The sequence below is a fragment of the Thioclava arctica genome (assembly GCF_040892615.1).
Taxonomy (GTDB): Bacteria; Pseudomonadota; Alphaproteobacteria; order Rhodobacterales; family Rhodobacteraceae; genus Thioclava; species Thioclava arctica.
In genome coordinates, this window is sequence record NZ_JBFRYC010000001.1 from 289,086 (window position 1) to 311,897 (window position 22,812).

Genomic DNA, 22,812 nt, shown 5'->3' on the forward strand with positions numbered 1-22,812 from the left:
TCCTGCCAATGTTTTGCAAATTTTCTGAAATCCCCTTTGTAAGAGCGTTGCGCTTGTATACTGTGCCTGAAAATAGTCGGAGGATCCCCATGAGAGACATCCTGGAAGAGCTGGAAGATCGGCGCACACAAGCGCGGCTCGGTGGTGGCGAAAAGCGCATCGCAGCGCAGCACAGCAAGGGTAAACTGACCGCGCGCGAGCGGGTGGAATTGCTGCTGGATGAGGGCTCGTTCGAAGAGTTCGACATGTTCAAAACCCATCGCTGCACCGATTTCGGCATGGAAGAGAGCAAGCCTTATGGCGATGGCGTGGTCACCGGCTGGGGCACGGTGAACGGGCGCATGGTCTATGTGTTCTCGCAGGATTTCACGGTGTTTGGCGGCTCGCTGAGCGAGACCCATGCCGAAAAGATTTGCAAAATCATGGATATGGCGGTGCAAAATGGCGCGCCGGTGATCGGGATCAACGATTCGGGTGGCGCGCGCATTCAAGAGGGCGTGGCCTCGCTTGCCGGATATGCCGATGTGTTCCAGCGCAACATCATGGCCAGCGGCGTTGTCCCCCAGATCAGCCTGATCATGGGGCCATGCGCGGGGGGCGCGGTGTATAGCCCGGCGATGACCGATTTCATCTTTATGGTGAAGGACAGTTCCTACATGTTCGTCACCGGTCCGGACGTGGTAAAAACCGTTACCAATGAAGTGGTTACGGCTGAAGAGCTGGGCGGGGCGAGTACGCATACCAAGAAGTCTTCGGTCGCGGATGGCGCGTATGAGAACGATGTCGAAGCGCTGATTGAGACCCGTCGCCTGATCGATTTCCTGCCGCTTTCCAACCGCGAAAAGGCCCCTGTGCGGCCGTTCTTTGATGACGTGGATCGCATCGAGGCCTCGCTGGATACGCTGATCCCGAGCAACCCGAACACGCCTTACGATATGAAAGAGTTGATCCAGAAAATCGCCGATGAGGGCGATTTCTTTGAGATTCAAAAGGATTTCGCGGGCAATATCATCACCGGCTTTATCCGGCTTGAGGGCCAGACCGTCGGGGTGGTGGCTAACCAGCCGATGGTGCTGGCGGGCTGCCTAGATATCGATTCCAGCCGCAAGGCCGCGCGCTTTGTGCGCTTTTGCGATGCATTTGAAATTCCGATCCTGACGCTGGTCGATGTGCCGGGTTTCTTGCCGGGCACGGGGCAGGAATATGGCGGCGTGATCAAGCATGGCGCGAAGCTGTTGTTTGCTTATGGCGAGGCGACGGTGCCGAAGGTCACGGTGATCACGCGCAAGGCCTATGGCGGCGCGTATGACGTGATGGCGTCCAAGCATCTGCGCGGCGATTTCAACTACGCTTGGCCCACCGCAGAGATCGCGGTGATGGGGGCCAAGGGCGCGGTCGAGATCCTGTATCGCTCGGAATTGGGCGATAAGGACAAGATCGCGCAGCGCACCGCCGATTATGAGCACCGCTTTGCCAACCCCTTTGTGGCGGCGGAAAAGGGCTTTATCGACGAGGTGATCCAACCGCGTTCGACCCGGCGGCGCGTGGCGCGGGCGTTTGCGTCCTTGCGCTCGAAGAAGCTGACCAACCCTTGGAAGAAACACGATAATATTCCACTGTAAGGGGATGTGATGGGGCGGATCGAGTTCGGTTTCAGGGCGCTTGTCCCCGGTCTGTTGGCCGGGGCGCTGTTGGGCTGTCCGGTCTTGGCCCAAGATCTGCGCGAGGTCAGCCCTGTGCCCGATTACGGGGTGGTGATGCATCCCGATGATCTGGAGCCCGGCGATGGGCCAGAGGGCACGCATGGCAAGGCGATTGCGGTGCCATCGGGGCAAAAGGTCTGGTGGGTCGATGTGATCCACACGGCGCAGGGGCCGCTAGGGTTGACCTATCGGTTTCGCTTTCTCGCGCCCCAGATTGGCGGGCCCAGTCCGTTGAGCCCAGAGATCGCCTTGGCCGATATCGAGGCCCTGTGTAATTCTTGGGTCGCTCCGCGCATCGCGCGCCCCGCGCCAGAACCTTCGGAGGTGGTGGTCAGCCTGTCGGATCGGATCGTGCCGTTCGGCGAGGTCGATCACGCCGCGATACAATATTTCGACACGTTTTTGGTCGATAAAGGAAAATGTGAATGGCAGTTCTACTAAGGTCGAAAGAGCAGGGCGTGGCGATCACGCACAAATCGCGCTTTCGTGAATACGCTTTGCGGGCTAACCTTACCTTTGGGAAAGAGAATCTTCTTTCCCTTACGAAACCGGATGCGGCTGAAGCTGCCCGTTGGGGTCAGACCGTGTCCTTGGACAGGAGAACGCCATGTCGAAACTTCTCATTGCACTGTCGTTGGTTGGCTTTGTCGCGGCTTGCGCACCCAAACCCGAGCCGATGGCTGCACCGGTCACCGAAGAACCGGTCTATACCGGTAAATACAAGTAAGACCGTCCTGGGGCGGGGTTTCGGCCCCGTCCCGGTCGCGGCCCGCGGTTCGGTCGCCCTGCAATCGGGGGGCGTGGCATGCTGAAACATCGCGGTTTTCCGGGGCGTTTGCCCTCGACCGATTATCAATTCACGATTCGGCGCGCCAACAAGAAGGGCGCGACAAAGATCATCAAGCGTGAGCGCTTTGCGGATCGCGCAAGCAATGATCGCAAGGCGGATGCTGGTTTCATGGCGGCGCTTTGGGCGCAGTTTGGCGAGGAACCGTTTGAGCGGGGCAATCTGGATGCCGGGCGCATCAGTTGGCTGTTTGGCCGCGAGGTGGTGGCGGCCGAGGACCCGTTTGATCCCGAAAGCTATGAGGCGTTGCTGCGTATTGACGTCAAGCGCGCCGAGGCGGCCTTTCCCGAAGTGTTTGCCAATCCTGCGAGTTTTGTCTTTGACGAGGATGATGACGACGAGGATTGGGCATGATTTCGCCGTCCCGAACCGGCAGTTGGCAGCAAGCCGCCGAACCTACGGGGGTGTGCAATTTCCCCTTTGCAATCGGGGCGTGCGCAGGTCAGGTTAGCGATGTGGCTCGCTTAGTCCCCAACCCCTGCGGGTCACGACTTACTATCCCTACCCCTTCCCTTTCTCTGCGGCCTGATCCTTGGGTCAGGTCGCAGCTTTCTTTTTCCAGAAAGGGTTTGGCGGAAGCGAATCGGCGACGCTTTGCCGATCGCGGAACACGCGCAAGATTTGCATTGGCTTTTCACGACTTTGCGATAAATTCGTGTGCAATAATAACCGCTCACGGAGGCAGTGTCCTATGCGCAAGACCCCTATCCTTATCCTCATCGCAGGCCTTGCGCTTGCAGGTTGCATGCAGACCGACGGTCAGCGCGCGCTGGCAGGCGCCGCAGGCGGTGCCGTCATTGCCGATGCGACCGATAACAACATCGTCGCGGGCGCGGCCCTTGGCGCACTCGCAGGCACCTATTGCGACGACGCGGGCGTGTGCTCGCGCAGCTACTAAAACAGACGAGAGCGCGCCTTCGGGCCCGCAGGATTTCGTTAAAGCCGTCATCGGGGCCGCGTGCCTTGGTGGCGGTTTTTCTTATTGCTCACCTCAAGATCACGACAGGCGGGGCCGCACGCGTAACGCGTGGGCACCCGAGGGGAAGGACCGGATATGTTCAAGAAAATCCTGATTGCGAACCGCGGCGAGATCGCTTGCCGGGTCATCAAATCGGCGCAGAAAATGGGCATCAAGACGGTCGCCGTCTATTCCGATGCCGATGCGCAGGCGCTGCATGTGCAGATGGCCGATGAGGCGGTGCATATTGGTCCCGCGCCTGCCAACCAATCCTATATCGTGATCGACAAGATCATGGACGCGATCCGCCAGACCGGCGCCGAGGCCGTGCATCCGGGCTATGGGTTCTTGTCCGAGAACATGAAATTCGCCGAGGCGCTTGAGAAAGAGGGCGTGGTCTTTATCGGGCCGCCCTCGGGCGCGATTGAGAAGATGGGCGACAAGATCACCTCGAAAAAGCTGGCCAAAGAGGCGGGCGTGTCCACTGTGCCCGGCTATATGGGGCTGATCGGGGATGCCGATGAGGCGGTGAAAATCAGCCGCGAGGTTGGCTATCCCGTGATGCTCAAGGCCAGTGCCGGGGGCGGGGGCAAGGGCATGCGCATCGCGTGGAATGACGAAGAGGCGCGCGAGGGGTTTCAGTCGTCCAAGAACGAGGCGGCGAACTCTTTTGGCGATGACCGGATTTTCATCGAGAAATTCGTCACCCAACCGCGCCATATCGAGATTCAGGTGCTCGCCGACAAACACGGCAACTGCGTTTATCTGAACGAGCGCGAATGCTCGATCCAGCGGCGCAACCAGAAGGTCATCGAAGAAGCGCCGAGCCCGTTCCTTGATGAGGCGACGCGCAAGGCGATGGGAGAGCAATCGGTCGCGCTGGCCAAGGCGGTGAATTACACCAGCGCTGGCACGGTCGAATTCATCGTGGATGGCGACCGGAATTTCTATTTCCTCGAGATGAACACCCGTCTTCAGGTGGAACACCCGGTCACCGAGCTAATCACCGGCATTGATCTGGTCGAGCAGATGATCCGCGTTGCTGACGGTGAAAAACTGCCGATGAAACAAAGCGATATCGGTATCAACGGTTGGGCGATTGAAAGTCGTCTTTACGCCGAAGACCCCTATCGCGGCTTTTTGCCCTCGATCGGGCGTCTGACCCGCTACCGTCCGCCTGTTGAGGGCAAGACGCAGGCAGGGGGCATCGTGCGCAACGATACTGGCGTTTATGAGGGCGGCGAAATCTCGATGTTTTACGACCCGATGATCGCCAAGCTGTGTACTTGGGCACCGACGCGCGCCGAGGCGATTGAGGAGATGCGTCTGGCGCTCGATACGTTCGAGGTTGAGGGCATCGGTCACAATCTGCCGTTCTGTGCCGCCGTGATGGATCATGAGCGGTTCGAGAGCGGCAATATTACCACCGCCTTTATCGAAGAGGAATATCCAGAGGGCTTTGAGGGGGTTACCCTGTCCGACGATATTCTGTGTCGCGTGGCGGCGGCAACGGCGGCGATGGAACGGGTGGCGGAAATTCGGCGCACGAAGATATCGGGGACGCTGGGCAATCACGAACGCAAGGTCGGCAAGGACTGGGTTGTTTCGCTGCAGGATCAGGATTTCAAACTGGTGATCCAGGCCGACAAGCAGGGCTCGACCGTCGTGTTCGAGGACGGCACCGAGATGCGCATCGAAAGCGATTGGACGCCGGGCGATCCGCTGGCGAAACTGACGGTTGATGGCGCGCCGCTGGTGCTCAAGGTCGGTAAAATTCCGATGGGGTTCCGCATTCGGCTGCGCGGGGCAGATTTGAAGGCGCATGTGCGCACCCCGCGTCAGGCCGAATTGGCGCAGTTGATGCCGGTGAAACTGCCGCCCGACACGTCGAAATTCCTGCTGTGCCCGATGCCGGGTCTGGTGGTGAAGATCAACGTCTCCGAGGGCGACGAGGTGCAAGACGGTCAGGCGCTGGCCACAGTCGAGGCGATGAAGATGGAAAACATCCTGCGCGCCGAACGCAAGGGCCGAGTGAAGTCGATCAAGGCCGAGGCGGGCGCCAGCCTTGCGGTGGACGAAATCATCATGGAGTTCGAATAAGATGGCGCGCGTTTCGAAACTTCAAGAACGGGAGCAAGGCCGCACCAGTGTCCATCAGGATGTTGACGCTACCTATCATGTATTTGAAATAGCTGGTGAGATTTACCTGCAAATCGACACCTATGGCAGTCCGGAACGCGCGTTTCCCGCTAAAGTGAGCCAATCATTGCAATTTGGACCGGAGGGCATCGATGCTCTCCGGAAAATACTAAGTAAGTTACCGTGATTAGCCTGCTCGCATATGTGGCGGCGCGCATTTTGATGGCGCGCAGCGTTGGAGGCGCCAATGCGATCAGCTAGCCCCGTCTATTGCTGTGCGCCGCTGCGGATTTCCTCGCGCCGGATCGGCATTTTGTCGATCGAGCGGATGATCTCGCGCGCGTCCCAAGGGCGGGGTTTGCGCAAATTCACGGTGCCGTCCTTGGCGATGATCACCAGCGAAAAGCCGCGTGGGCGTAGTTTCAGGCGCACTGCTGAGGGCGGGTTCGGAGTGGTATCAGCAATCACCACCACATCGCGCGCCGCCAGTTCGGGCCAGCGCACCTCGAGCAGGCGCATCTGGTCCTTGAAGGCGGGGTCAAACGGGCTGTCGGCAAAAACCACGACGGGGCGCTTTTGCCAGATCAGGGACTCAAGCGAGGCATCGGCCCCCGCAACCGGGGCAAAGCCGTTCGCATCAAGGGCGGTCTCTGGTGCGGTCGTTTGCGGCGTGGTGGGCGCATCGGGCAGAGGGGTCGTTTGCGCAACGGCCGCAAAGCCAAGGCACAGCGCCGCAAGGGCCGTGAGTGCAAGAAGTCGTGGTGATGCCATGATATGTTCTCCTGCCCAAGATATAGGTGCGCGGGCGCGGCCAAACCACGCCCTATCGCGTCAATTTTCGCAAAATACGCCTTTTAGACGCCTCTCAAGACGTTTCTGCGCACACTCGTCGTTGGGTGAAGCGGGTTTGCTCCGTCGCATCGGCACGACGGCGATGCAGGCGAGGATGTTGCAAAATACCGGTGCTTTGGCGGTCAGCGGCACGGCCTATTGGGGGCCGGACCGCACGCGCGCGGGGCTGGCGGGGGCAGGGCAGGGGTTTATGCGCCCCGATCACGCGCGCTGGATGCCCTTAGACGGTGCACCGCGCGTCGCGATGGTGGCGCAATATCGTGAGGATATCGCTTGGCTGCGCGTGGCGCTGCCGGGCATCGACTGGATGGACGTTTCAGCCGAAAGGACGGGGGCCAACCCCGGCGCGGCGACAGAGGAAGAAGGACATGACCATGACCGACAAGCAAGCCGATTGGCGTAAGCTCGCCGAGAAGGAATTGCGCGGGCGCGCGCTTGAGGATCTCAACTGGCAGACGCTGGAGGGGATCGAGGTGAAGCCGCTTTACACCGAGGCGGATGTGGCGGGGCTGGAGCATCTGGGCGGCGTGCCCGGGATTGCGCCGTTTACCCGTGGCCCGCGCGCAACGATGTATGCTGGCCGCCCGTGGACGATCCGCCAATATGCCGGCTTCTCGACCGCCGAGGAAAGCAACGCATTTTACCGCAAGGCGCTGGCGGCGGGGCAGCAGGGGGTGTCGGTGGCCTTCGATCTGGCAACCCATCGCGGCTATGATAGCGACCATTCCCGCGTTGAGGGCGATGTCGGCAAGGCCGGTGTGGCGATTGACAGCGTCGAGGATATGAAGATCCTGTTTGACGGTATCCCGCTGGATAAAGTCAGCGTTTCCATGACGATGAACGGTGCTGTGATTCCGATTCTGGCGAACTTTATCGTCACGGGCGAAGAGCAGGGCGTGGATCGCTCGGTCCTGTCGGGCACGATTCAGAACGATATTCTCAAAGAGTTCATGGTGCGCAACACCTATATCTACCCGCCCGAGCCGAGCATCCGCATCATCGCCGATATCATCGAATATACCGCCAATGAGATGCCGAAATTCAACTCGATCTCGATCTCGGGCTATCACATGCAAGAGGCAGGCGCGAACCTTGTGCAAGAGCTGGCCTTCACGCTGGCCGATGGGCGCGAATATGTGCGCACGGCGATCAACGCGGGCATGGATGTCGATAAATTCGCCGGGCGGCTCAGCTTCTTCTTTGCGATCGGGATGAACTTCTTCATGGAGGCGGCGAAACTGCGTGCGGCGCGTCTGCTGTGGAGCCGCGTGATGAGCGAGTTCAACCCGCAAAAGCCGGGATCAAGCATGCTGCGCACCCATTGCCAGACCTCGGGCGTCAGTTTGGCCGAGCAGGACCCCTATAACAACGTGGTGCGCACCGCTTATGAGGCGATGGCGGCGGCGCTGGGGGGCACGCAAAGCTTGCACACCAATGCCTTGGACGAGGCCATTGCGCTGCCCACCGATTTCAGCGCCCGGATTGCGCGCAACACCCAGCTGATCTTGCAGGAAGAGACCGGAATCACCCATGTCGTCGACCCGCTCGCGGGGAGCTATTACGTCGAAAGCCTCACGGCGGAACTGGCCGATAAGGCTTGGGCGCTGATGGAGGAAGTCGAGGAAATGGGCGGCATGACCAAGGCGGTTGCCAGCGGTATGCCCAAGCTGCGCATCGAGGAATCGGCGGCCAAGCGCCAAGCCATGATCGACCGGGGTGAAGAGGTGATCGTGGGTGTGAACAAGTATCGTCTGGAAAAAGAAGACGATCTGGACATCCTTGATATCGACAACGTCAAGGTGCGCGACGGCCAGATTGCGCGGCTTGAAAAGATGCGGGCGACCCGCGACGAAGCGGCCTGTCAGGCGGCTTTGGACGAGATCACGCGGCGCGCGAAAGAGGGTGGCAACCTGCTGGAAGCGGCGGTGGATGCGGCGCGCGCGCGTGCCAGCGTAGGAGAGATTTCGATGGCGATGGAGAAAGAATTCGGCCGCCACCGCGCCGAGGTCAAAACGCTTTCGGGCGTCTATGGCGCGGCCTATGACGGCGATGAGGGCTTTGCCCAGATCCAGGCGGATGTCGAGGCATTCGCCGAGGAAGAGGGTCGTCGCCCGCGCATGCTGGTGGTCAAGATGGGCCAGGACGGGCATGATCGCGGCGCCAAGGTGATCGCGACCGCCTTCGCCGATATCGGCTTTGACGTCGATGTGGGGCCGCTGTTCCAGACACCGGATGAGGCCGCGCAGGACGCGATCGACAATGACGTGCATGTGGTGGGGATTTCCTCGCAAGCGGCGGGTCACAAGACGCTTGCACCCAAGCTGATCGAGGCGCTGCGGGCCAAGGGCGCAGACGATATCATCGTGATCTGCGGCGGGGTGATCCCGCAGCAGGACTATGATTTCTTGAAAAAAGCTGGGGTGAAGGCGATCTTCGGGCCGGGCACGAATATCCCCTCGGCTGCGCGCGAAATTCTGGAAATCCTGCGCAAAACGCGCAGCTAAACAAAATTGCGGGTCGGGGGCGGGTGCCCCCGGCCTTGCGTATCAGGGCGCGTTACAGGATGCGGTTTATATGGCCCATCTTACGACCCGGCTTGACCTCGGCCTTGCCATACAGATGGATCTGCGTGCGCGGCTTGTTCGCCAGTTCCGGCACGCGGTCCATATCATCGCCAATCAGGTTTTCCATCTCGACATCGACATGGCGCGACCCGTCGCCCAGCGGCCAGCCGGTGATCGCGCGGATATGCTGTTCGAACTGATCCACGGCGCAGCCCGCCTGCGTCCAATGGCCGGAATTATGCACGCGCGGGGCGAATTCGTTGACGATCAGCGCGTCTTTGGTGACGAAGAGCTCAACCCCGATCACGCCGACATAATCCAGCTTGTTCAATATCTTGGCAGCAATCAGCACGGCATCGGTGCGCTGGCTGGGCGAGATCGCGGCGGGCACGGTCGTGGTGTGCAAGATGCCGTTTGTATGTACGTTCTGGCCCGGATCGAAACAGGCAATCGCGCCATCCAACCCGCGCGCGCCGATTACCGAGATTTCGGTCTGGAAGTCAACGAAGCCCTCATAAACTGCGGGCGCTCCGGCCAGCGAAGCCAGCGCGGCCTCGCCCTGTTCGGGGGCGCGGATTACGGCTTGGCCCTTGCCGTCATAGCCGAAACGACGGGTTTTGAGGATCGCGGGGCAGCCGATTTCCGCGATCGCTTCGGCCAGATCGATACTGTCATCGACGGCGCCAAAAGGCGCGGTGCTCAGACCCAGCTCGCTGAGAAAGGACTTTTCGAGCAGCCGATCCTGAGAGACCGCCAGCGCACGGCGATTGGGGCGGATCGGTTTGAGCGTTTCGAGCAGATTGAGCGCCGAGGTCGGGACGTTTTCAAACTCATAGGTGATCACATCGACGCTGGCGGCAAAGGCGCGCAGCGCGGCCTCGTCATCGTAAGCGGCGGTGGTCACGGCATGTGCGACATCCGCGGCGGGCGGGTTCGCACCGGGTTCAAAAATATGGGTTTTAAAGCCAAGCCGTGAGGCCGCGACGGACAGCATCCGCCCCAACTGCCCACCGCCCAAAATGCCGATGACGGACCCAGTTGCCAGCGCTTCAGTCATCTTGCGGCTCCTGCGGGATTGAGGCCGAGAGGGCCGTGCGCCACGCATCGAGCCGCTGCGCCAGATCGGGGTCGTTCAGCGCCAAGATACCCGCCGCCATCAGCCCGGCATTGGCCGCGCCCGCAGCGCCAATCGCCATAGTGGCAACCGGGAAACCCTTGGGCATTTGCACGATGGAATAAAGGCTGTCGACACCCGAAAGCGCGCGGGTCTGAATCGGCACGCCGATCACCGGCACGCGGGTTTTTGACGCCATCATGCCGGGCAGATGCGCCGCCCCGCCAGCGCCTGCGATGATCACATGCAAGCCGCGATCCACGGCGGTTTTGCCGTACTCCCACAGCCGGTCTGGCGTACGATGGGCCGAGACGATGCGGCTCTCATAGGCCACGCCGAGTTCATCGAGAACAGTTGCCGCCTCTTTCATCGTGGGCCAGTCGGACTGGCTCCCCATGATGATTCCCACTTTCACGCTCATAAAACGCCCTCTCGCAGATCAAGGGCGCACTATAGAAAGCTGTGGCGTGGCGGCAAGCCCTGCGCCGGGCGTTTCGGGGGCTTAGGCGATGATGTCGGGGGTCAGCTGGTCTTCGATCCGCGCGATCTTATCTTTCAGCGCCAGCTTTTGCTTTTTCAGCCGCACAAGGCGCAACTGATCGGAATGCACCGCCTCGGTGAGGGCGTGAATCGCCTCGTCAAGATCGCGGTGTTCGCGTTTGAGAACCTCGAGTTCCACGCGCAGCACCTCATCGTGCTCCATCTCGATACGAGCGTTCATATGCGCAAATCCGCTTGTGATGACAAAAAGCCCGACTCAGCAAGGGCGGACAGGGAACTCTTATACCAAATTCTTACCTCTGCGGGAAAAAATCAACATTAACGATGGCGGCTTGGCACTTGCAGTGACGTGCCCGGCTGCCCATATTTTCATCAGAACGGGTTGCCGACGCGCGGGATCCGGATTTTTGCAATGTCGCTTGGATAAGGGCATGCCTGATGACGAAACTAAGCTTTGGAGCGCATCCCTATCTGTTAGGGTTTGACCAGTTGGAGCGCCTAGTTGAGCGCACCGCAAAGGCGGGGTCTGATACCTATCCGCCCTATAATATTGAACAAAGCGGTGAGGATCGCTTTCGGATCACGCTGGCGGTGGCCGGTTTTGGCGAAGACGATCTGGCGATCACGCTGGAAGATCGGGCCTTGGTGATCCGTGGACGCCAATCCGAAGAGGCGGGCGAAAAACTGTATCTGCATCGCGGCATTGCCGCACGGGCCTTTCAGCGCAGCTTCGTGCTGGCCGATGGGGTCGATGTGGCAGGGGCGGCGATGGAAAACGGTTTGCTGCACATTGATCTGATGCGCTCTGCGCCAGATCGGATCGTGCAAAGTATTCCGATCAAACGCGAATGAGGCAGGAGGACGCAGCTATGGAAACGAAATATGATTTTGGGGGCGAGCGCGACGATCGCATCGTCTATATCCGCGAAGTGGCGGTCGTGGATTTGCCCCAAGAGATGCAAGATGAACTGGCAGGGATCGACCATTTGTATGCCGTTCACGACGAGAATGGCGAGCGCTTGGCCTTAGTCAAGGATCGCGCGGTGGCCTTTATGGTCGCGCGTGAGAATGATCTGGCGCCGGTCTCGGTGCACTGATCACGATGAGCTTGGGCGTGCGCTGCGGCGCGCGTCCAAAATTGAGATCGCAAGCGATGCGGCGACGCAAAAGGTGAACAGATAAAGACCCCATCCGGTCTCGATCCGACCCAATCCCATCCCCTTGGCCAGCACGATATAGAGCGCGATCAAAAAGATGTCGGCCATCGCCAGCTTACCAAGCATCCCCAGCGCCGGGCGCAGCCGATCTGAGGCAAGTCCGAACTGCACCAAAGCCAGCCCGATCACCTTCAAATAGGGTGCAAACAGCGCCAGAAACGTGACCGTCACGGCCAAGAACACATCGGTGCCCCACAGGCTTTGCAAGCCCGACAGCACCGAGATCGTGTCGAGGTCGAAAAACGGCAGCCAGCCGGCGCGCAGGATCGGCGCGGCCCAAGCGATGGGAAACAAAATCAGCAGCGCCAGATTGGCGAATTTCAACATCGGGTGCGCCGGGTCCTGAGGCCGTCCTGAGGGCCGTGAGTTTGGACGCAAAAGCGCCGCTATTTCTTGGGCATCGGCACCAGATTGGGCTGCGTGCCACCATCTTCCAACTCGTAGCCGAGCGTGGGCGGAATGTCACGCAGATCGCGTTCGAGCAGCGTGTCGGCCTTTTGTTGGCGCTGCTCCAGAAAGGTCGTGGCGCGCTTGATTTTGTCGTCGCAATAGATCCACGCAGATCGCGGCTTTGCAGGCTCATCTGCGCGGTGAACTCCAGCAATTCGGGTTCCAGCCCGCCCAGATCGGGGTGGCGGCGCAAATGGGTGATCTGCTCGCGCATCGCGTCAAATTCGCCAGACAGCGCGAAAACGCCGCCGCGATCAATCTTATGGGCGGCGCGATAGGCGCGTGCGATTAGCGCAACGTCTCGATCGGGCCTTCGGCGCGTCCGTGGATGAATTGCTGGACGTAAGGGTCTGAAGTTGTGTCCAACTCTGCGATCGGCCCTTCCCAGCGGATTTTGCCCGCATGGATCATCGCCACCCGGTCGGCAATCGCGCGCACCGAGGTCATATCATGGGTGATGGTGATCGCAGTCGCCCCCATCTCGGTCACGATTTCACGGATCAGTTCATTGATGACGCCCGCCATGATCGGGTCGAGCCCAGTGGTCGGTTCGTCGAAAAAGATGATCTCGGGCTCGGCGGCGATGGCGCGCGCAAGGCCGACGCGCTTTTGCATCCCGCCCGAGAGTTCTGCGGGGTAAAGATCGGCCACATCCGCATCCAGCCCGACGCGGCGCAGCTTTTCGATGGCGATGGCGCGGGCCTGGTCCTTGGGACGCGCAAGCGAGCCGCGCAGCAACCGGAAGGCCACGTTTTGCCAGACCGGCAGGCTGTCAAACAGTGCGCCACCCTGAAACAGCATCCCGAAACGGGTCAGGAAGGCCTCGCGTTCGCCCTGCGCCACGTCCTTACCATCCAGCTTGATGGTGCCGCCATCGGGATGCACCAGCCCAAGGATGCATTTCAGCAGCACCGATTTACCCGTGCCCGAACCGCCGATGATGACGGTGGATTGCCCCGAAGGCACGACCAGATCGACGCCGCGCAGCACCTGCTTGGCGCCGAAGGATTTGGTGAGGGCGGAGAGCTCGATCATGCCGAAAAGAACGCTTCGGTGAGAAGGTAATTCACGGTCAGGATCGCGACCGAGGCCGCGACCACGGCCGATTTCGTGGCCCGCCCCACGCCTTGCGCGCCGCGCTGCGAATTCATCCCGTAATAGCAGCCCATGATCGCGACGATAAAGCCAAAGGCCGCGCCCTTGACCAGCCCCGAGCCGACATCCCAAAACTCCAGGAAATCCCAAGTATTCTTGAGATAGGTGGTCGAATTAAACCCCAGCCGCGAGGTGCCCAGCATCCAGCCACCCATGATCCCGATCACATCGCCCACGCCCACCAGAACGGGCACGCACAGCGTCGCGGCCAGCATCCGAGGCACGGTGAGATATTTCATCGGATGGGTCGACAGCGTGGTGAGCGCATCGATTTGCTCGGTGACTTTCATCGTGCCGATTTCAGCCGCGATAGAGCTGGTGACGCGCGCCGCCACCATCAGCCCGCCCAGCACCGGCCCCAGCTCGCGCACCATGCCGATCGCGGTGATCGAGGGCACGACCTGTTCCGCCGAGAACCGGGCGCTGCCTGCGTAGATTTGCAGCGCCAGCGCGGCCCCGGTGAACAGCGCGGTCAGCCCGACCACGGGCAGTGACAGCCAGCCGATATTGAGGCACGCGCGCCAGAACTCCGCGATGTAGAAGGGCGGACGGAACAGGTGGCTGATCGCTGATCCGGCGAACATCGCCAGACGTCCTGCTGCGGCCATCAATCCCAAAGTGGCGCGTCCCAGCGCGGCTAGCGGGGTGGTCAGGCTTGCGCTTCTCATGTGCCGCGCTCGGTATAAAAGCGCGTGTAGCGCGGCCCCAGCGCGGTCAGGATTTCATAGCCAATAGTGCCCGCGATATCGGCCAGCGCGTCAATTCCCTGAGCGGCGCAAATCAGATCGAGCGTGTCGGGCACCTCGTCGAGATCTGTGACATCGGCAGTGATCAGATCCATCGACACCCGCCCGCGCACCGGACAGGGTGCATCGCCCGCCCAGAGGTCGGAGATATTGGACAAGACGCGGTGGATACCATCGGCATAGCCCGCCGCGACCGTGGCGATACGCGTCACACGCTCGGCCTGCCAGAGGTTGCCATAGCCCACGGTCTCGCCCGGCTGGACCTCGCGGGTCTGGATCACGGGCAGTGACAGTGTGGCGACCGGCAGTGCGGCCTCGAACGGGCGCCCGCCGTACAGACCGATACCGGGCCGCGTGAGGTCAAAATGATAATCCGGCCCCAGCAGGATGCCCCCGGTGGCCGAGAGCGAACGCGCCACGCCCGTGCCATCGCTCATGCGGTGAAATTCAGCCAGTTGTTGCGCATTCATCGCATGGTCGGGCTCATCGGCGCAGGCCAGATGGCTCATGATCAGGGCAGGGTCTTTGGCCAGCAGCGCCGGGGCAGCTTGCGCCCAATCCTCTGCCTCAAGACCAAGCCGGTTCATCCCCGTGTCCAGCTGCACGCCAAAGGGCGCATCGGGCAGGGTCTCAAACTGGCGGGTGATTTGGTCAAGCGAGTTGAGCACGGGCGTCAGATTGGCATCGCGCAGGGTTTCAAAATCTCCCGCCATATGGCCGGAAAGCACAAATATCTGCGCATCCGGCGCAAGGTAGGGACGAATTTTGGCGCCTTCTTCGGCGACTGCGACAAAGAATGTGCGCGCGCCCGCCGCGTAAAGCGTCTGCGCTACACGCGCGGCCCCCAGCCCGTAGCTGTCGGCCTTAACCACGGCGGCGGTGCGTGTGCCTGCGCCAGAGCGCGCATCAAGCGCAGTCCAATTCGCAACCAAAGCGTCGAGGTCGATATTCAATGATGCACTAGCCATGGGTTCTTTTTCTGCGCGCGCGGCCCGAGGTCAAGCCCAAAGCATCACGGAAAGCGCGCGCCTGTCTCCAAACGCACCTTGATGGCGTCCGTCCCACCCTTATGCGCGGCCCAAATCAGCACCGCGCAGGCGGCTTGCGCGTAAAGCCCGTTGTCGCGCCCCGCGCGTGGTGCCCACTTAAAAGGCGAGGCGGGCAGGTCGGGCTGCGGCAACGCCTTGCAGCGCTCCATCCCGGCGCGCCCGGGGTTGAGATAGCGCGGATCGTCAGACACCAGCACCGACAGCCCCTCATCGAACCAGGCTGGCATCTGGCCCCGGATCTGGCCAAGCGCGCCCAGACGGGCATGGGTCTCGGTATGGGTCAATTCATGCGCGAGGATCGTCTTGCTCAGCCCACGCGGGGCAAGTCGCACAATCGCCAAAGGCCCCAGCGAATAGGTCACCGCCGCAGCCCCGCGCCCGCCTAGGCGGCGATTGCAGGCACTGGTGACGCACGCCAGCATAAGGCTATGGGCGCGGCGGTCGGGATAAAAGGTGGCGACCTGCGCGCGCGCAGATTTTGTCAGCGCAATCAAGGTGCTGCGATCGGCTGCGGGCATGCTCGCCTCGACATACAGATCGGGCGCTGCGCGTTGCAATCCAAAGCAGCGCGGACAAATCCCCGCCGCCAGCACCGGATAAAACCACATCAGCGCGGCTGCACCCAGCGCGGCGCCCGCAACAATCGCCAGTAAGGATACGCGCATCACTCGCCACATGGCGCGTATGATGGGCCAAGGCGCGCGCTTGGCAAAGCCCTAGTCGCGGGCGCGGAAAATTTGTCGCAGCGCACCGTGCAGCATCTGCACCTCCGAACGCGTCATCGCAAAGCGCGTCCACATATTGCGCAGGTTGCGCTTCATCATCGGGACTTTCTCGGGCGGATGGAAAAACCCGACCTCTTCAAGGCGGCTCTCGAAATGATCGCCCAGTTTCTCGACATCCTGCGCGGTGGCGGGGATATGGGCGGCCAGCCCCGGATCGCGCGGCGTGGCCTGCAAGCTGTGGCGCGAATATTCATAGGCGCTCAGCAGCACGGCCTGCGCCAGATTGAGCGAGAAGAATTCCGGGTTCACCGGCACCGTGATGATCGCATTGGCACGCGTGATGTCGTCATTTTCCAGCCCCGTGCGCTCGGGGCCGAACAGAATGGCGACCTTTTGGCCCGCCAGAATACGCTGGCGCGCTTCAAGCATCGCGGCCTCAGGGGTGTAAATCGGCTTGGCCAGTTCACGCCCGCGGGCGGTGGTGGCAAAGACGAAATCGCAATCGGCTACGGCTCCGGCCACATCGTCAAATACGCCCGCGAAATCCAGAACCTGTCCCGCCGCGCCCGAGGCCATCGCCACCGCTTTGGGGTTGGGCCAGCCATCGCGCGGTTCCACCAGCCGCATCCGCGACAGCGAGAAGTTCAGCATCGCGCGCGCCGCTGCCCCGATATTCTCGCCCATCTGCGGGCGCACGAGGACAAAAACGGGTTGGGAGGGCTCGGCAGGGCTGGGATCGGGCAGATCGGGCATGGTCTCTCCTTGTCTGGCGGCTCAATAGGGGGGCGCGTGGCCTCTGGCAAGGGCGCGGCGCTTGCGTTATGAGGCGTGCAAGCCGTTAAAGGAGCCACGCCATGGCCGAAGATCGTCCGCAGATTTACCTGATCACCCCGCCCGCGTTTGATGCGGCGGAGTTCGCCCCCAAACTCGCCTCGGTGCTCGACGCCCATGAGGTCGCCTGCATCCGCCTGTCGATCGCGCTCAAGGATGAGCTTGAGATCGGGCGCGCCGCCGATGCGCTGCGCGAGGTGGCCCATGCGCGCGACGTGGCGCTGGTGATCGAAAGCCATGTGCAACTGGCGCAACGCCATGGGCTGGATGGGGTGCATCTGCTCGATGGCGCGCGCCAGATCCGCTATGCGCGCAAGACCTTGGGCGAAGAGGCCATCGTGGGCAGCTATTGCAGCGCCTCGCGCCATGAGGGGCTGAACGCAGGCGAGGCGGGGGCCGATTACGTCTGCTTTGGCCCGATCGGGGAAACCGCACTGGGCACAGCCGAGCGCGCCGAATTCGACCTGTTCGCCTGGTGGTCCGAAGTGATCGAAGTGCCTGTGGTGGCCGAAGGGGCGCTGAGTGAAGAGCTGATCGCGCAATTCACCCCCGTCACCGATTGGTTCGCGCTGGGCGAGGAAATCTGGCGCGAAGACGATCCGGCCACAGCGCTGGGCCGCTACATCGCCGCGATGAGCTAAGGGAAAGCAGATGATCGACTGGCTGGGCGATAGCGACGGGCCAATGGGCGATCACGGGGCGTTCATGCATCCCGAGCTTTGCGTGCCTCGCGCCGATCTGGCCGCCCATATCCGCCAATTGGAGGGGAATCGTCTGCTGATCGCGCTGGTCGGCGCGCCCGGTTCTGGCAAATCCCATCTCGCGCAGGAATTGGCGGCCGCACTTGGCCCCGAGGCGGCGATTGTCGCAATGGATGGGTTTCACCGCGACAATGACTGGCTGGATGCCCAGGGCCTGCGCGCCGTCAAAGGCGCACCGCAAACCTTTGACATCGAAGGCTTCGCAACCCTGCTTGCCCGCATGAAGACGGCGCAAACCGATTGCCCTGTGCCGATCTTTGATCGCGATATCGACGGCGTTGTCGAGGGCGGCGCGACCGTGCCCGCAACTGCGCGCATCGTGCTGGTCGAGGGCAATTACCTGCTGCTTACCCAACCCGGCTGGCGCGATCTCTACCCGTTGTTTGATCTCTCGATCCGCATCGACACCCCCGAGGCCGAATTGTGCGACCGCCTTGTCCAGCGCTGGCGTGCGCAAAATCTGGATGCGGCTGAAATCACTCGCCGGGTTGAGGAAAACGATCTGCCCAATGGCCGCGTAATCACCCGCGAGGGCCGCCCCGCCGATCTCGTGATCCGCGACTGAATTTCCAAATTCCTGAAATATCCCGGGGTGAATGGCCGCAGGCCAGAGGGGCAGCGCCCCCTCTAGCGCGTCTCTTTCGGCCGCATCACCAGCCAGATCAGCGCCGCCCCCGCCAGCGTCAGGAAGGGCAGCATCGCTAGGTTCACCGCCTGCCAGCCCGCTTGCGTATTGCCCGCCCCCGAACAATTCATCAGCCCGCCCGAGGATAGCGAGGCCAGAAACACCCCGCCAAAGACCACGAAATCATTCATCCCTTGGACATGACCGCGCTCAGACGGAGTATGCGCCGAAGCCAGCATCGCCGTCGATCCGATGAAGCCGAAATTCCAGCCCACTCCCAGCAGCATCAGCGCCAGATAGAACTTGTCCAGCTCCACCCCAGTCAGCGCAACCGCCCCCGAGCACGCCAGAATCACCAACCCGACGCCGACGATCACCTCTTTGCCAAAGCGCGAGATCAGGAAACCGGTGAAGAAGCTCGGCAGATACATCGCCAGCACATGGGCGGACACGATATTGGCGGCGTCTCCCTGCTCAAAGCCGCAGCCCACCACGGCCAAAGGCGTCGAGGTCATCACCAGATTCATCAGCGCATACGACACCATGGCGCAAATCATCGCCACCACGATCACCGGATCGCGTAGCAATTCACGCCGCGTGCGGCCCTCGTGATGTTCGTGTTTCTTGCGACGACCGGGGGGGGGAATGTCGAGGAAGGCGAATAGAAACGGCCCCAGCGCGTTGATCGCAATGATCACCAGATAGGTCGCCATGAACGGCACCAGCATCGCCTGACTGGTGGCCTTGACCAGTTGCGGGCCGATGATCGCGGCCACCAGACCGCCCGCCATGACGTAGGAGATCGCCTTGGGCTGGAATTCCGGCGTCGCGGTATCGGTCGCGGCAAAGCGGTAAAACCCCTGCGCCGACATATAGATACCCGTCAGGAACGACCCCATCATGAAGACCGGAAACGACCCGATATACAGCGCATAGGCCGCCACCGCCGCGCCCGCAGCCCCCGCCGCATTGGCCAGAATGAACCCCGCGCGCCGCCCATAAGCGGCCATGAATTCCGACATCGGCTGCGCGCTCAGCACCGAGCCCAGCACGATCAGCGACAGCGGCAGCGTCGCGAAACAGGGATTCGAGGCCAGCATCTGCCCCGCCAGCCCGCCGATCGTAAAGATCATCGGCATCTGCGCGCCCAAAAGCGCCTGCGCCAGAACCAGCACGATCGTGTTGCGCTTTTGGCGCGAGGCGGGGGGAGAGGTGATATCGCTCATATCCGCTTGCTAGCGCGGCGTGAGAGGATGAGCAAGCGGGGGGCTGGCAAGCGGGGCCGTGATCGGGCAGGGTGCGGAAATGGTTGGACGTATCATCACCTGTGACGACGATATCGCGGAGGGCACCGCATGGCTCTGCGCCACCGAGCCACGCTTTGCGCAGGTCTGCGCGCAGACCGGGCCTTGGCCGCTGCGCCGACGCGAGGACGGGTTCGCCGCGCTGCGCGATGCGATTATCGGCCAGCAGGTCTCCGTCGCGGCGGCCAATGCCATTAAGAGCCGGGTGATCGAGGCGGGCTTTGGCGCGCCGGATGCGATTGCAGGCGGCACGGAAGACGCTTTGCGCGCCTGTGGTCTGTCACGCCAAAAGGTGCGTTACTTGCAGGCGCTGGCGGGTTCGGGCGTGGATTTCGACGCCCTGCGCAGCCTGCCCGATGAAGAAGTGATCGCGCAGCTTTTGCCGATCCCGGGCATCGGGCGCTGGACGGTCGAGATGTATCTGATGTTCGCGCTGGGCCGGGCTGATGTCTTCGCGGTCGACGATCTCGCGCTGGCGGAAGCGGCTCGCTTGCTTTTCGATCTGGCCGAACGCCCCAAGCGCAAGGAATTCAACGCTTTGTCTGCCGCTTGGTCGCCGTGGCGCGCGGTTGCGGCGCGCGGGCTTTGGGCCTATTACGCAGCGTGCAAAAATCGCGAAGGAGTGGCGCCATGACACGCAAACTGCAAGCCGGCCGCAAGGCGCCGCAATCGGACAATGTAAAATCCATCATCGTGCTGTTGCACGGCTATGGCGCGGATGGCGCGGACCTGTTGGGGCTGGCCGATCCGCTGGGGCCGCACCTGCCCGACACGTTGTTCGTGGCCCCCGACGCGCCCGAACCCTGTAAAGGCAGCCCGATGGGGCGGCAGTGGTTTCCGATCCCGTGGATCGACAATTCAACCGAGGAAGCCGCCGCGCAGGGGCTGCAAATGGCGGCCGCAGATGTGAACACGTTTCTCGATGATCTGCTGGAAGAACATGGGCTTGGCGCAAAGAACCTTGCCGTGATCGGGTTCTCGCAAGGCACGATGTTGTCGCTTGAAGTGCTGCCGCGTCGCGCCGAACCGGTGGCTGCGCTGGTGGCGTTTTCGGGCCGGTTGCTGCGTCCCGAGGCGCTGGAAGCCGAGGCGGTCTCGAAGCCGCCCGTTTTGTTGGTGCATGGCGATCAGGATCCGGTTGTGCCGTTTGAAGATATGTCCAAGGCGGGCAATGCGCTGGTCGCCGCCGGGTTTGAAACCTATGGCCATATCATGGAGGGCACGGGCCACGGCATCGCGCCTGATGGCTTGCAAGTGGCACTGGCGTTTCTGCGCGACAAGCTGGCGGGCTAAGCCGCGCGGCGCGTCACACCCCTGTCACCTTTCTCTGCCATCCATGCCGCAGGGCAGAAATTCGCGACATCAAGAGGCTTGCCAGATCGCGAACGCCATATATAGTCGATGTTAAGGCAGGGGCGGACCCCGCCCCTGGGCCAAACGCGGCAACAGGGCGAGGACGGTTGAACCCATGCTGGACCATAGCGACAGCACCGATTTTCGAACGCAATTCACGCGTGATCCGGCAGCATTGCGCCGTCATCCCGCACTTGTGCTCAACGCGGATTTCAGGCCGCTTTCCTATTATCCGCTGTCGCTTTGGCCCTGGCAGGAGGCGATCAAGGCGGTTTGCCTCGACCGGGTCACGATATTGGCCGAATATGATACGGTGGTGCATTCGCAGCGGCAGGCCATAAAAATCCCCTCCGTCGTTGTTCTCAAAGATTATGTTCGACCCCAGAAGCGCGTGGCATTCACGCGCTTTAATCTTTTTCTGCGCGACGAATTCAAATGCCAATATTGCGGGGCCAAGGGCGATCTGACCTTTGATCATGTGATTCCGCGCTCGCGCGGGGGGGTGACGAGCTGGGAGAATGTCGTCGCCGCTTGCTCGCCCTGCAATCTGCGCAAGGCCAACAAGCCGCTGGCGCGTTCGGGGTTGAAATTGCTCAAACCCGCGCGCCAACCCAGCCCCGAGGAAATGCAGCGCACGGGGCGGCGCTTTCCGCCCGGGCATTTGCACGAAAGCTGGATGGATTTCCTCTATTGGGACACCGAACTGGAGGCCTGAGGCCTCTTTTGTGTGCCCCATCCGCGTCTGTCGGCGATAAAATAATTGTGCGAGGGGCTGACGGGGAAACCGCTGGCGAAAGCGTCGATGCGCCCCATCTAAGGGGCACACCCGGCGCTTGCCTGCCGGGCTCTGACACAGAAAAAGGACAGTTTCATGCGCTATAAACGTCTTGGCCCAAGCGGGCTGTTCGTCTCTGAGCTTTGCCTTGGCACAATGACCTTCGGGGGTAGCGACGGCATCTGGGGCCAGATCGGGCAACTGGGCCAGAAAGAGGCCGATGATCTGGTGAAAACCGCGCTGGATGCGGGCATTAACTTTATCGACACCGCCAATGTCTATGCGGGCGGAGAGAGCGAGCGCATCCTTGGCCAGTCTCTGAAAAACCTTGGTGTGGCGCGCGAGGATGTCGTGATCGCCACCAAGGTTCTGGGGCCGATGGGCGAGGGCGTGAATGCGCGCGGTGCCTCGCGCTATCACATCATGGATCAGTGCAAGGCGAGCCTTGAGCGGCTCCAGCTTGATCATATCGACCTCTATCAAATCCACGGGTTTGACCCTCATACGCCGATCGAAGAAACGCTGGAGGCGCTTGATACGCTCGTGCGTCACGGGCATGTGCGCTATATCGGGCTGTCCAATTGGGCGGCGTGGCAGATCGTGAAAGCGGTCGGGATCGCGCAGGCCCGCCAGCTCGCCCCGATCCTGTCTTTGCAGGCCTATTACACGCTGGCCGGGCGCGATCTGGAGCGCGACATCGTGCCGATGCTGAAGGATACCGGGATCGGCTTGATGGTCTGGAGCCCGCTGGCTGGTGGTTTCCTGTCGGGCAAATATGACCGCGAGGGCAAGGGCAGCGACGGGCGGCGCGCCAATTTCGACTTCCCGCCGATCAACAAGGATCGCGCCTATGACGTGATTGAGGCGATGCGTCCGATTGCCGATGCGAAGGGCGTGTCGGTGGCGCAGATCGCGCTGGCTTGGCTGCTCCATCAAGACGCGGTGACCAGCGTGATCGTGGGGGCCAAACGCGTCGATCAGCTGCGCGACAATATCGCGGCGAGCGAGGTGAAGCTGAGTGAGGACGATCTGAAAACCTTGAACGCAGTCAGTGCGCTGCCGGCGGAATATCCGGGCTGGATGCTGGAGCGTCAGGGCGCTTATCGCGCGCAATGATCTGTGAGGGCAGGCCGGTTCGCCCGG

Annotated in this window: 28 protein-coding genes; 17 read left to right on the plus strand and 11 right to left on the minus strand. The window is 61.7% G+C overall.

Annotation, left to right across the window (positions count from 1 at the left end; translation table 11 throughout):
• Positions 1 to 89: 89 nt before the first annotated feature.
• The 6 genes from AB4874_RS01535 to AB4874_RS01560 all read left to right on the plus strand — a co-directional run bounded on the left by AB4874_RS01535 (position 90) and on the right by AB4874_RS01560 (position 5,834).
• Positions 90 to 1,622, plus strand: coding sequence for an acyl-CoA carboxylase subunit beta (locus tag AB4874_RS01535; RefSeq protein ID WP_368390677.1), 1,533 nt, complete (start codon positions 90 to 92; stop codon positions 1,620 to 1,622).
• Between the two features lie 9 nt (positions 1,623 to 1,631).
• Positions 1,632 to 2,144 carry a DUF6497 family protein gene (locus AB4874_RS01540; RefSeq protein ID WP_368390678.1) on the plus strand — a complete coding sequence of 171 codons (513 nt, stop codon included), beginning with the start codon at positions 1,632 to 1,634 and terminating at the stop codon, positions 2,142 to 2,144.
• Positions 2,145 to 2,508: 364 nt separating this feature from the next.
• On the plus strand, positions 2,509 to 2,904 hold the full coding sequence (locus AB4874_RS01545) for a hypothetical protein (protein ID WP_295535002.1): 396 nt from the start codon (positions 2,509 to 2,511) through the stop codon (positions 2,902 to 2,904).
• Between the two features lie 337 nt (positions 2,905 to 3,241).
• Positions 3,242 to 3,448, plus strand: coding sequence for a YMGG-like glycine zipper-containing protein (locus AB4874_RS01550; RefSeq protein ID WP_295535005.1), 207 nt, complete (start codon positions 3,242 to 3,244; stop codon positions 3,446 to 3,448).
• 156 nt (positions 3,449 to 3,604) lie between these two features.
• The gene (locus AB4874_RS01555; protein ID WP_368390679.1) at positions 3,605 to 5,608 is read left to right on the plus strand and encodes an acetyl-CoA carboxylase biotin carboxylase subunit; all 2,004 of its coding nucleotides are present in this window, start codon (positions 3,605 to 3,607) and stop codon (positions 5,606 to 5,608) included.
• 1 nt (position 5,609) lies between these two features.
• Positions 5,610 to 5,834, plus strand: coding sequence for a hypothetical protein (locus tag AB4874_RS01560; RefSeq protein ID WP_368390680.1), 225 nt, complete (start codon positions 5,610 to 5,612; stop codon positions 5,832 to 5,834).
• Between the two features lie 80 nt (positions 5,835 to 5,914).
• On the opposite strand, the gene AB4874_RS01565 is transcribed toward AB4874_RS01560, so the two are convergent.
• Entirely contained in the window at positions 5,915 to 6,418 is a 504-nt protein-coding gene (locus AB4874_RS01565) for a DUF4174 domain-containing protein (protein WP_368390681.1), read from the minus strand.
• Positions 6,419 to 6,554: 136 nt separating this feature from the next.
• On the opposite strand from AB4874_RS01565, the gene AB4874_RS01570 reads away from it, so the two are divergent.
• Both AB4874_RS01570 and scpA read left to right on the plus strand, forming a co-directional pair.
• Entirely contained in the window at positions 6,555 to 6,902 is a 348-nt protein-coding gene (locus tag AB4874_RS01570) for a hypothetical protein (RefSeq protein WP_368390682.1), read from the plus strand.
• Positions 6,874 to 9,003 carry a methylmalonyl-CoA mutase gene (gene scpA / locus AB4874_RS01575; protein WP_368390683.1) on the plus strand — a complete coding sequence of 710 codons (2,130 nt, stop codon included), beginning with the start codon at positions 6,874 to 6,876 and terminating at the stop codon, positions 9,001 to 9,003. Before AB4874_RS01570 ends, scpA begins: the two co-directional genes overlap by 29 nt.
• A 52-nt stretch (positions 9,004 to 9,055) precedes the next feature.
• On the opposite strand, the gene AB4874_RS01580 is transcribed toward scpA, so the two are convergent.
• The 3 genes from AB4874_RS01580 to AB4874_RS01590 form a co-directional block, all read right to left on the minus strand.
• A complete protein-coding gene (locus AB4874_RS01580; protein WP_368390684.1) occupies positions 9,056 to 10,120 on the minus strand; it encodes a 5-(carboxyamino)imidazole ribonucleotide synthase in 1,065 nt (354 codons plus the stop codon).
• Positions 10,113 to 10,598: a 5-(carboxyamino)imidazole ribonucleotide mutase gene (gene purE, locus AB4874_RS01585; protein ID WP_295535020.1), complete on the minus strand. Its 486-nt coding sequence runs from the start codon at positions 10,596 to 10,598 to the stop codon at positions 10,113 to 10,115. The genes AB4874_RS01580 and purE overlap by 8 nt, the downstream gene beginning before the upstream one ends.
• An 81-nt stretch (positions 10,599 to 10,679) precedes the next feature.
• Positions 10,680 to 10,898 (minus strand): YdcH family protein, encoded by a 219-nt coding sequence (locus tag AB4874_RS01590; protein ID WP_295535023.1) that lies wholly within the window; start codon positions 10,896 to 10,898, stop codon positions 10,680 to 10,682.
• Between the two features lie 218 nt (positions 10,899 to 11,116).
• On the opposite strand from AB4874_RS01590, the gene AB4874_RS01595 reads away from it, so the two are divergent.
• Together AB4874_RS01595 and AB4874_RS01600 are read left to right on the plus strand one after the other, a co-directional pair.
• Positions 11,117 to 11,530 carry an Hsp20 family protein gene (locus tag AB4874_RS01595; RefSeq protein ID WP_295535025.1) on the plus strand — a complete coding sequence of 138 codons (414 nt, stop codon included), beginning with the start codon at positions 11,117 to 11,119 and terminating at the stop codon, positions 11,528 to 11,530.
• A gap of 17 nt (positions 11,531 to 11,547) precedes the next feature.
• A complete protein-coding gene (locus AB4874_RS01600) occupies positions 11,548 to 11,775 on the plus strand; it encodes a DUF1150 family protein (RefSeq protein WP_295535027.1) in 228 nt (75 codons plus the stop codon).
• On the opposite strand, the gene AB4874_RS01605 is transcribed toward AB4874_RS01600, so the two are convergent.
• Entirely contained in the window at positions 11,776 to 12,222 is a 447-nt protein-coding gene (locus tag AB4874_RS01605; protein ID WP_368390685.1) for a paraquat-inducible protein A, read from the minus strand.
• A gap of 244 nt (positions 12,223 to 12,466) precedes the next feature.
• On the opposite strand from AB4874_RS01605, the gene AB4874_RS01610 reads away from it, so the two are divergent.
• Complete coding sequence (locus tag AB4874_RS01610; RefSeq protein WP_368390686.1) at positions 12,467 to 12,637, plus strand: hypothetical protein; 171 nt, start codon at positions 12,467 to 12,469, stop codon at positions 12,635 to 12,637.
• On the opposite strand, the gene AB4874_RS01615 is transcribed toward AB4874_RS01610, so the two are convergent.
• Genes AB4874_RS01615 through AB4874_RS01635 form a run of 5 tightly spaced genes read right to left on the minus strand, consistent with a single transcriptional unit; the run spans position 12,634 to position 16,773 of the window.
• Positions 12,634 to 13,380, minus strand: coding sequence for an ABC transporter ATP-binding protein (locus AB4874_RS01615; RefSeq protein WP_368390687.1), 747 nt, complete (start codon positions 13,378 to 13,380; stop codon positions 12,634 to 12,636). The genes AB4874_RS01610 and AB4874_RS01615 overlap by 4 nt on opposite strands.
• Positions 13,377 to 14,168: an MlaE family ABC transporter permease gene (locus AB4874_RS01620; RefSeq protein WP_368390688.1), complete on the minus strand. Its 792-nt coding sequence runs from the start codon at positions 14,166 to 14,168 to the stop codon at positions 13,377 to 13,379. The genes AB4874_RS01615 and AB4874_RS01620 overlap by 4 nt, the downstream gene beginning before the upstream one ends.
• Positions 14,165 to 15,214: an alanine racemase gene (gene alr, locus AB4874_RS01625; protein ID WP_368390689.1), complete on the minus strand. Its 1,050-nt coding sequence runs from the start codon at positions 15,212 to 15,214 to the stop codon at positions 14,165 to 14,167. Before alr ends, AB4874_RS01620 begins: the two co-directional genes overlap by 4 nt.
• A gap of 44 nt (positions 15,215 to 15,258) precedes the next feature.
• Positions 15,259 to 15,960 carry a hypothetical protein gene (locus AB4874_RS01630; RefSeq protein ID WP_368390690.1) on the minus strand — a complete coding sequence of 234 codons (702 nt, stop codon included), beginning with the start codon at positions 15,958 to 15,960 and terminating at the stop codon, positions 15,259 to 15,261.
• A 51-nt stretch (positions 15,961 to 16,011) separates the two neighbouring features.
• On the minus strand, positions 16,012 to 16,773 hold the full coding sequence (locus tag AB4874_RS01635) for an RNA methyltransferase (protein WP_368390691.1): 762 nt from the start codon (positions 16,771 to 16,773) through the stop codon (positions 16,012 to 16,014).
• Positions 16,774 to 16,874: 101 nt separating this feature from the next.
• Between AB4874_RS01635 and AB4874_RS01640 the strand changes: the two genes are divergently transcribed.
• A complete protein-coding gene (locus AB4874_RS01640; protein ID WP_295534189.1) occupies positions 16,875 to 17,492 on the plus strand; it encodes a thiamine phosphate synthase in 618 nt (205 codons plus the stop codon).
• Between the two features lie 10 nt (positions 17,493 to 17,502).
• Entirely contained in the window at positions 17,503 to 18,177 is a 675-nt protein-coding gene (locus tag AB4874_RS01645) for a nucleoside/nucleotide kinase family protein (RefSeq protein WP_368390692.1), read from the plus strand.
• A 62-nt stretch (positions 18,178 to 18,239) separates the two neighbouring features.
• Here AB4874_RS01645 and AB4874_RS01650 read toward each other — a convergent pair whose 3' ends face one another.
• Complete coding sequence (locus AB4874_RS01650) at positions 18,240 to 19,463, minus strand: MFS transporter (RefSeq protein ID WP_368390693.1); 1,224 nt, start codon at positions 19,461 to 19,463, stop codon at positions 18,240 to 18,242.
• Between the two features lie 79 nt (positions 19,464 to 19,542).
• On the opposite strand from AB4874_RS01650, the gene AB4874_RS01655 reads away from it, so the two are divergent.
• From AB4874_RS01655 to AB4874_RS01670, 4 genes are all read left to right on the plus strand, one after another.
• On the plus strand, positions 19,543 to 20,175 hold the full coding sequence (locus AB4874_RS01655) for a DNA-3-methyladenine glycosylase family protein (RefSeq protein WP_368390694.1): 633 nt from the start codon (positions 19,543 to 19,545) through the stop codon (positions 20,173 to 20,175).
• On the plus strand, positions 20,172 to 20,834 hold the full coding sequence (locus tag AB4874_RS01660; protein ID WP_368390695.1) for an alpha/beta hydrolase: 663 nt from the start codon (positions 20,172 to 20,174) through the stop codon (positions 20,832 to 20,834). Before AB4874_RS01655 ends, AB4874_RS01660 begins: the two co-directional genes overlap by 4 nt.
• Positions 20,835 to 21,009: 175 nt before the next feature.
• Positions 21,010 to 21,609, plus strand: a complete 600-nt coding sequence (locus AB4874_RS01665) for an HNH endonuclease (RefSeq protein WP_295534199.1) — start codon at positions 21,010 to 21,012, stop codon at positions 21,607 to 21,609.
• 156 nt (positions 21,610 to 21,765) lie between these two features.
• Positions 21,766 to 22,785 (plus strand): aldo/keto reductase, encoded by a 1,020-nt coding sequence (locus tag AB4874_RS01670; protein ID WP_368390696.1) that lies wholly within the window; start codon positions 21,766 to 21,768, stop codon positions 22,783 to 22,785.
• Positions 22,786 to 22,812: the final 27 nt, after the last annotated feature.

Bases quoted from the DNA above. Each gene is read 5' to 3' on its own strand.
- AB4874_RS01535 (WP_368390677.1), top strand. From the start codon at position 90: ATGAGAGACATCCTGGAAGAGCTGGAAGATCGGCGCACACAAGCGCGG.
- AB4874_RS01540 (WP_368390678.1), top strand. From the start codon at position 1,632: ATGGGGCGGATCGAGTTCGGTTTCAGGGCGCTTGTCCCCGGTCTGTTG.
- AB4874_RS01545 (WP_295535002.1), top strand. From the start codon at position 2,509: ATGCTGAAACATCGCGGTTTTCCGGGGCGTTTGCCCTCGACCGATTAT.
- AB4874_RS01550 (WP_295535005.1), top strand. From the start codon at position 3,242: ATGCGCAAGACCCCTATCCTTATCCTCATCGCAGGCCTTGCGCTTGCA.
- AB4874_RS01555 (WP_368390679.1), top strand. From the start codon at position 3,605: ATGTTCAAGAAAATCCTGATTGCGAACCGCGGCGAGATCGCTTGCCGG.
- AB4874_RS01560 (WP_368390680.1), top strand. From the start codon at position 5,610: ATGGCGCGCGTTTCGAAACTTCAAGAACGGGAGCAAGGCCGCACCAGT.
- AB4874_RS01565 (WP_368390681.1), bottom strand. From the start codon at position 6,418: ATGGCATCACCACGACTTCTTGCACTCACGGCCCTTGCGGCGCTGTGC.
- scpA (WP_368390683.1), top strand. From the start codon at position 6,874: ATGACCGACAAGCAAGCCGATTGGCGTAAGCTCGCCGAGAAGGAATTG.
- AB4874_RS01580 (WP_368390684.1), bottom strand. From the start codon at position 10,120: ATGACTGAAGCGCTGGCAACTGGGTCCGTCATCGGCATTTTGGGCGGT.
- purE (WP_295535020.1), bottom strand. From the start codon at position 10,598: ATGAGCGTGAAAGTGGGAATCATCATGGGGAGCCAGTCCGACTGGCCC.
- AB4874_RS01590 (WP_295535023.1), bottom strand. From the start codon at position 10,898: ATGAACGCTCGTATCGAGATGGAGCACGATGAGGTGCTGCGCGTGGAA.
- AB4874_RS01595 (WP_295535025.1), top strand. From the start codon at position 11,117: ATGACGAAACTAAGCTTTGGAGCGCATCCCTATCTGTTAGGGTTTGAC.
- AB4874_RS01600 (WP_295535027.1), top strand. From the start codon at position 11,548: ATGGAAACGAAATATGATTTTGGGGGCGAGCGCGACGATCGCATCGTC.
- AB4874_RS01605 (WP_368390685.1), bottom strand. From the start codon at position 12,222: ATGTTGAAATTCGCCAATCTGGCGCTGCTGATTTTGTTTCCCATCGCT.
- AB4874_RS01615 (WP_368390687.1), bottom strand. From the start codon at position 13,380: ATGATCGAGCTCTCCGCCCTCACCAAATCCTTCGGCGCCAAGCAGGTG.
- AB4874_RS01620 (WP_368390688.1), bottom strand. From the start codon at position 14,168: ATGAGAAGCGCAAGCCTGACCACCCCGCTAGCCGCGCTGGGACGCGCC.
- alr (WP_368390689.1), bottom strand. From the start codon at position 15,214: ATGGCTAGTGCATCATTGAATATCGACCTCGACGCTTTGGTTGCGAAT.
- AB4874_RS01630 (WP_368390690.1), bottom strand. From the start codon at position 15,960: ATGCGCGTATCCTTACTGGCGATTGTTGCGGGCGCCGCGCTGGGTGCA.
- AB4874_RS01635 (WP_368390691.1), bottom strand. From the start codon at position 16,773: ATGCCCGATCTGCCCGATCCCAGCCCTGCCGAGCCCTCCCAACCCGTT.
- AB4874_RS01640 (WP_295534189.1), top strand. From the start codon at position 16,875: ATGGCCGAAGATCGTCCGCAGATTTACCTGATCACCCCGCCCGCGTTT.
- AB4874_RS01645 (WP_368390692.1), top strand. From the start codon at position 17,503: ATGATCGACTGGCTGGGCGATAGCGACGGGCCAATGGGCGATCACGGG.
- AB4874_RS01650 (WP_368390693.1), bottom strand. From the start codon at position 19,463: ATGAGCGATATCACCTCTCCCCCCGCCTCGCGCCAAAAGCGCAACACG.
- AB4874_RS01655 (WP_368390694.1), top strand. From the start codon at position 19,543: ATGGTTGGACGTATCATCACCTGTGACGACGATATCGCGGAGGGCACC.
- AB4874_RS01660 (WP_368390695.1), top strand. From the start codon at position 20,172: ATGACACGCAAACTGCAAGCCGGCCGCAAGGCGCCGCAATCGGACAAT.
- AB4874_RS01665 (WP_295534199.1), top strand. From the start codon at position 21,010: ATGCTGGACCATAGCGACAGCACCGATTTTCGAACGCAATTCACGCGT.
- AB4874_RS01670 (WP_368390696.1), top strand. From the start codon at position 21,766: ATGCGCTATAAACGTCTTGGCCCAAGCGGGCTGTTCGTCTCTGAGCTT.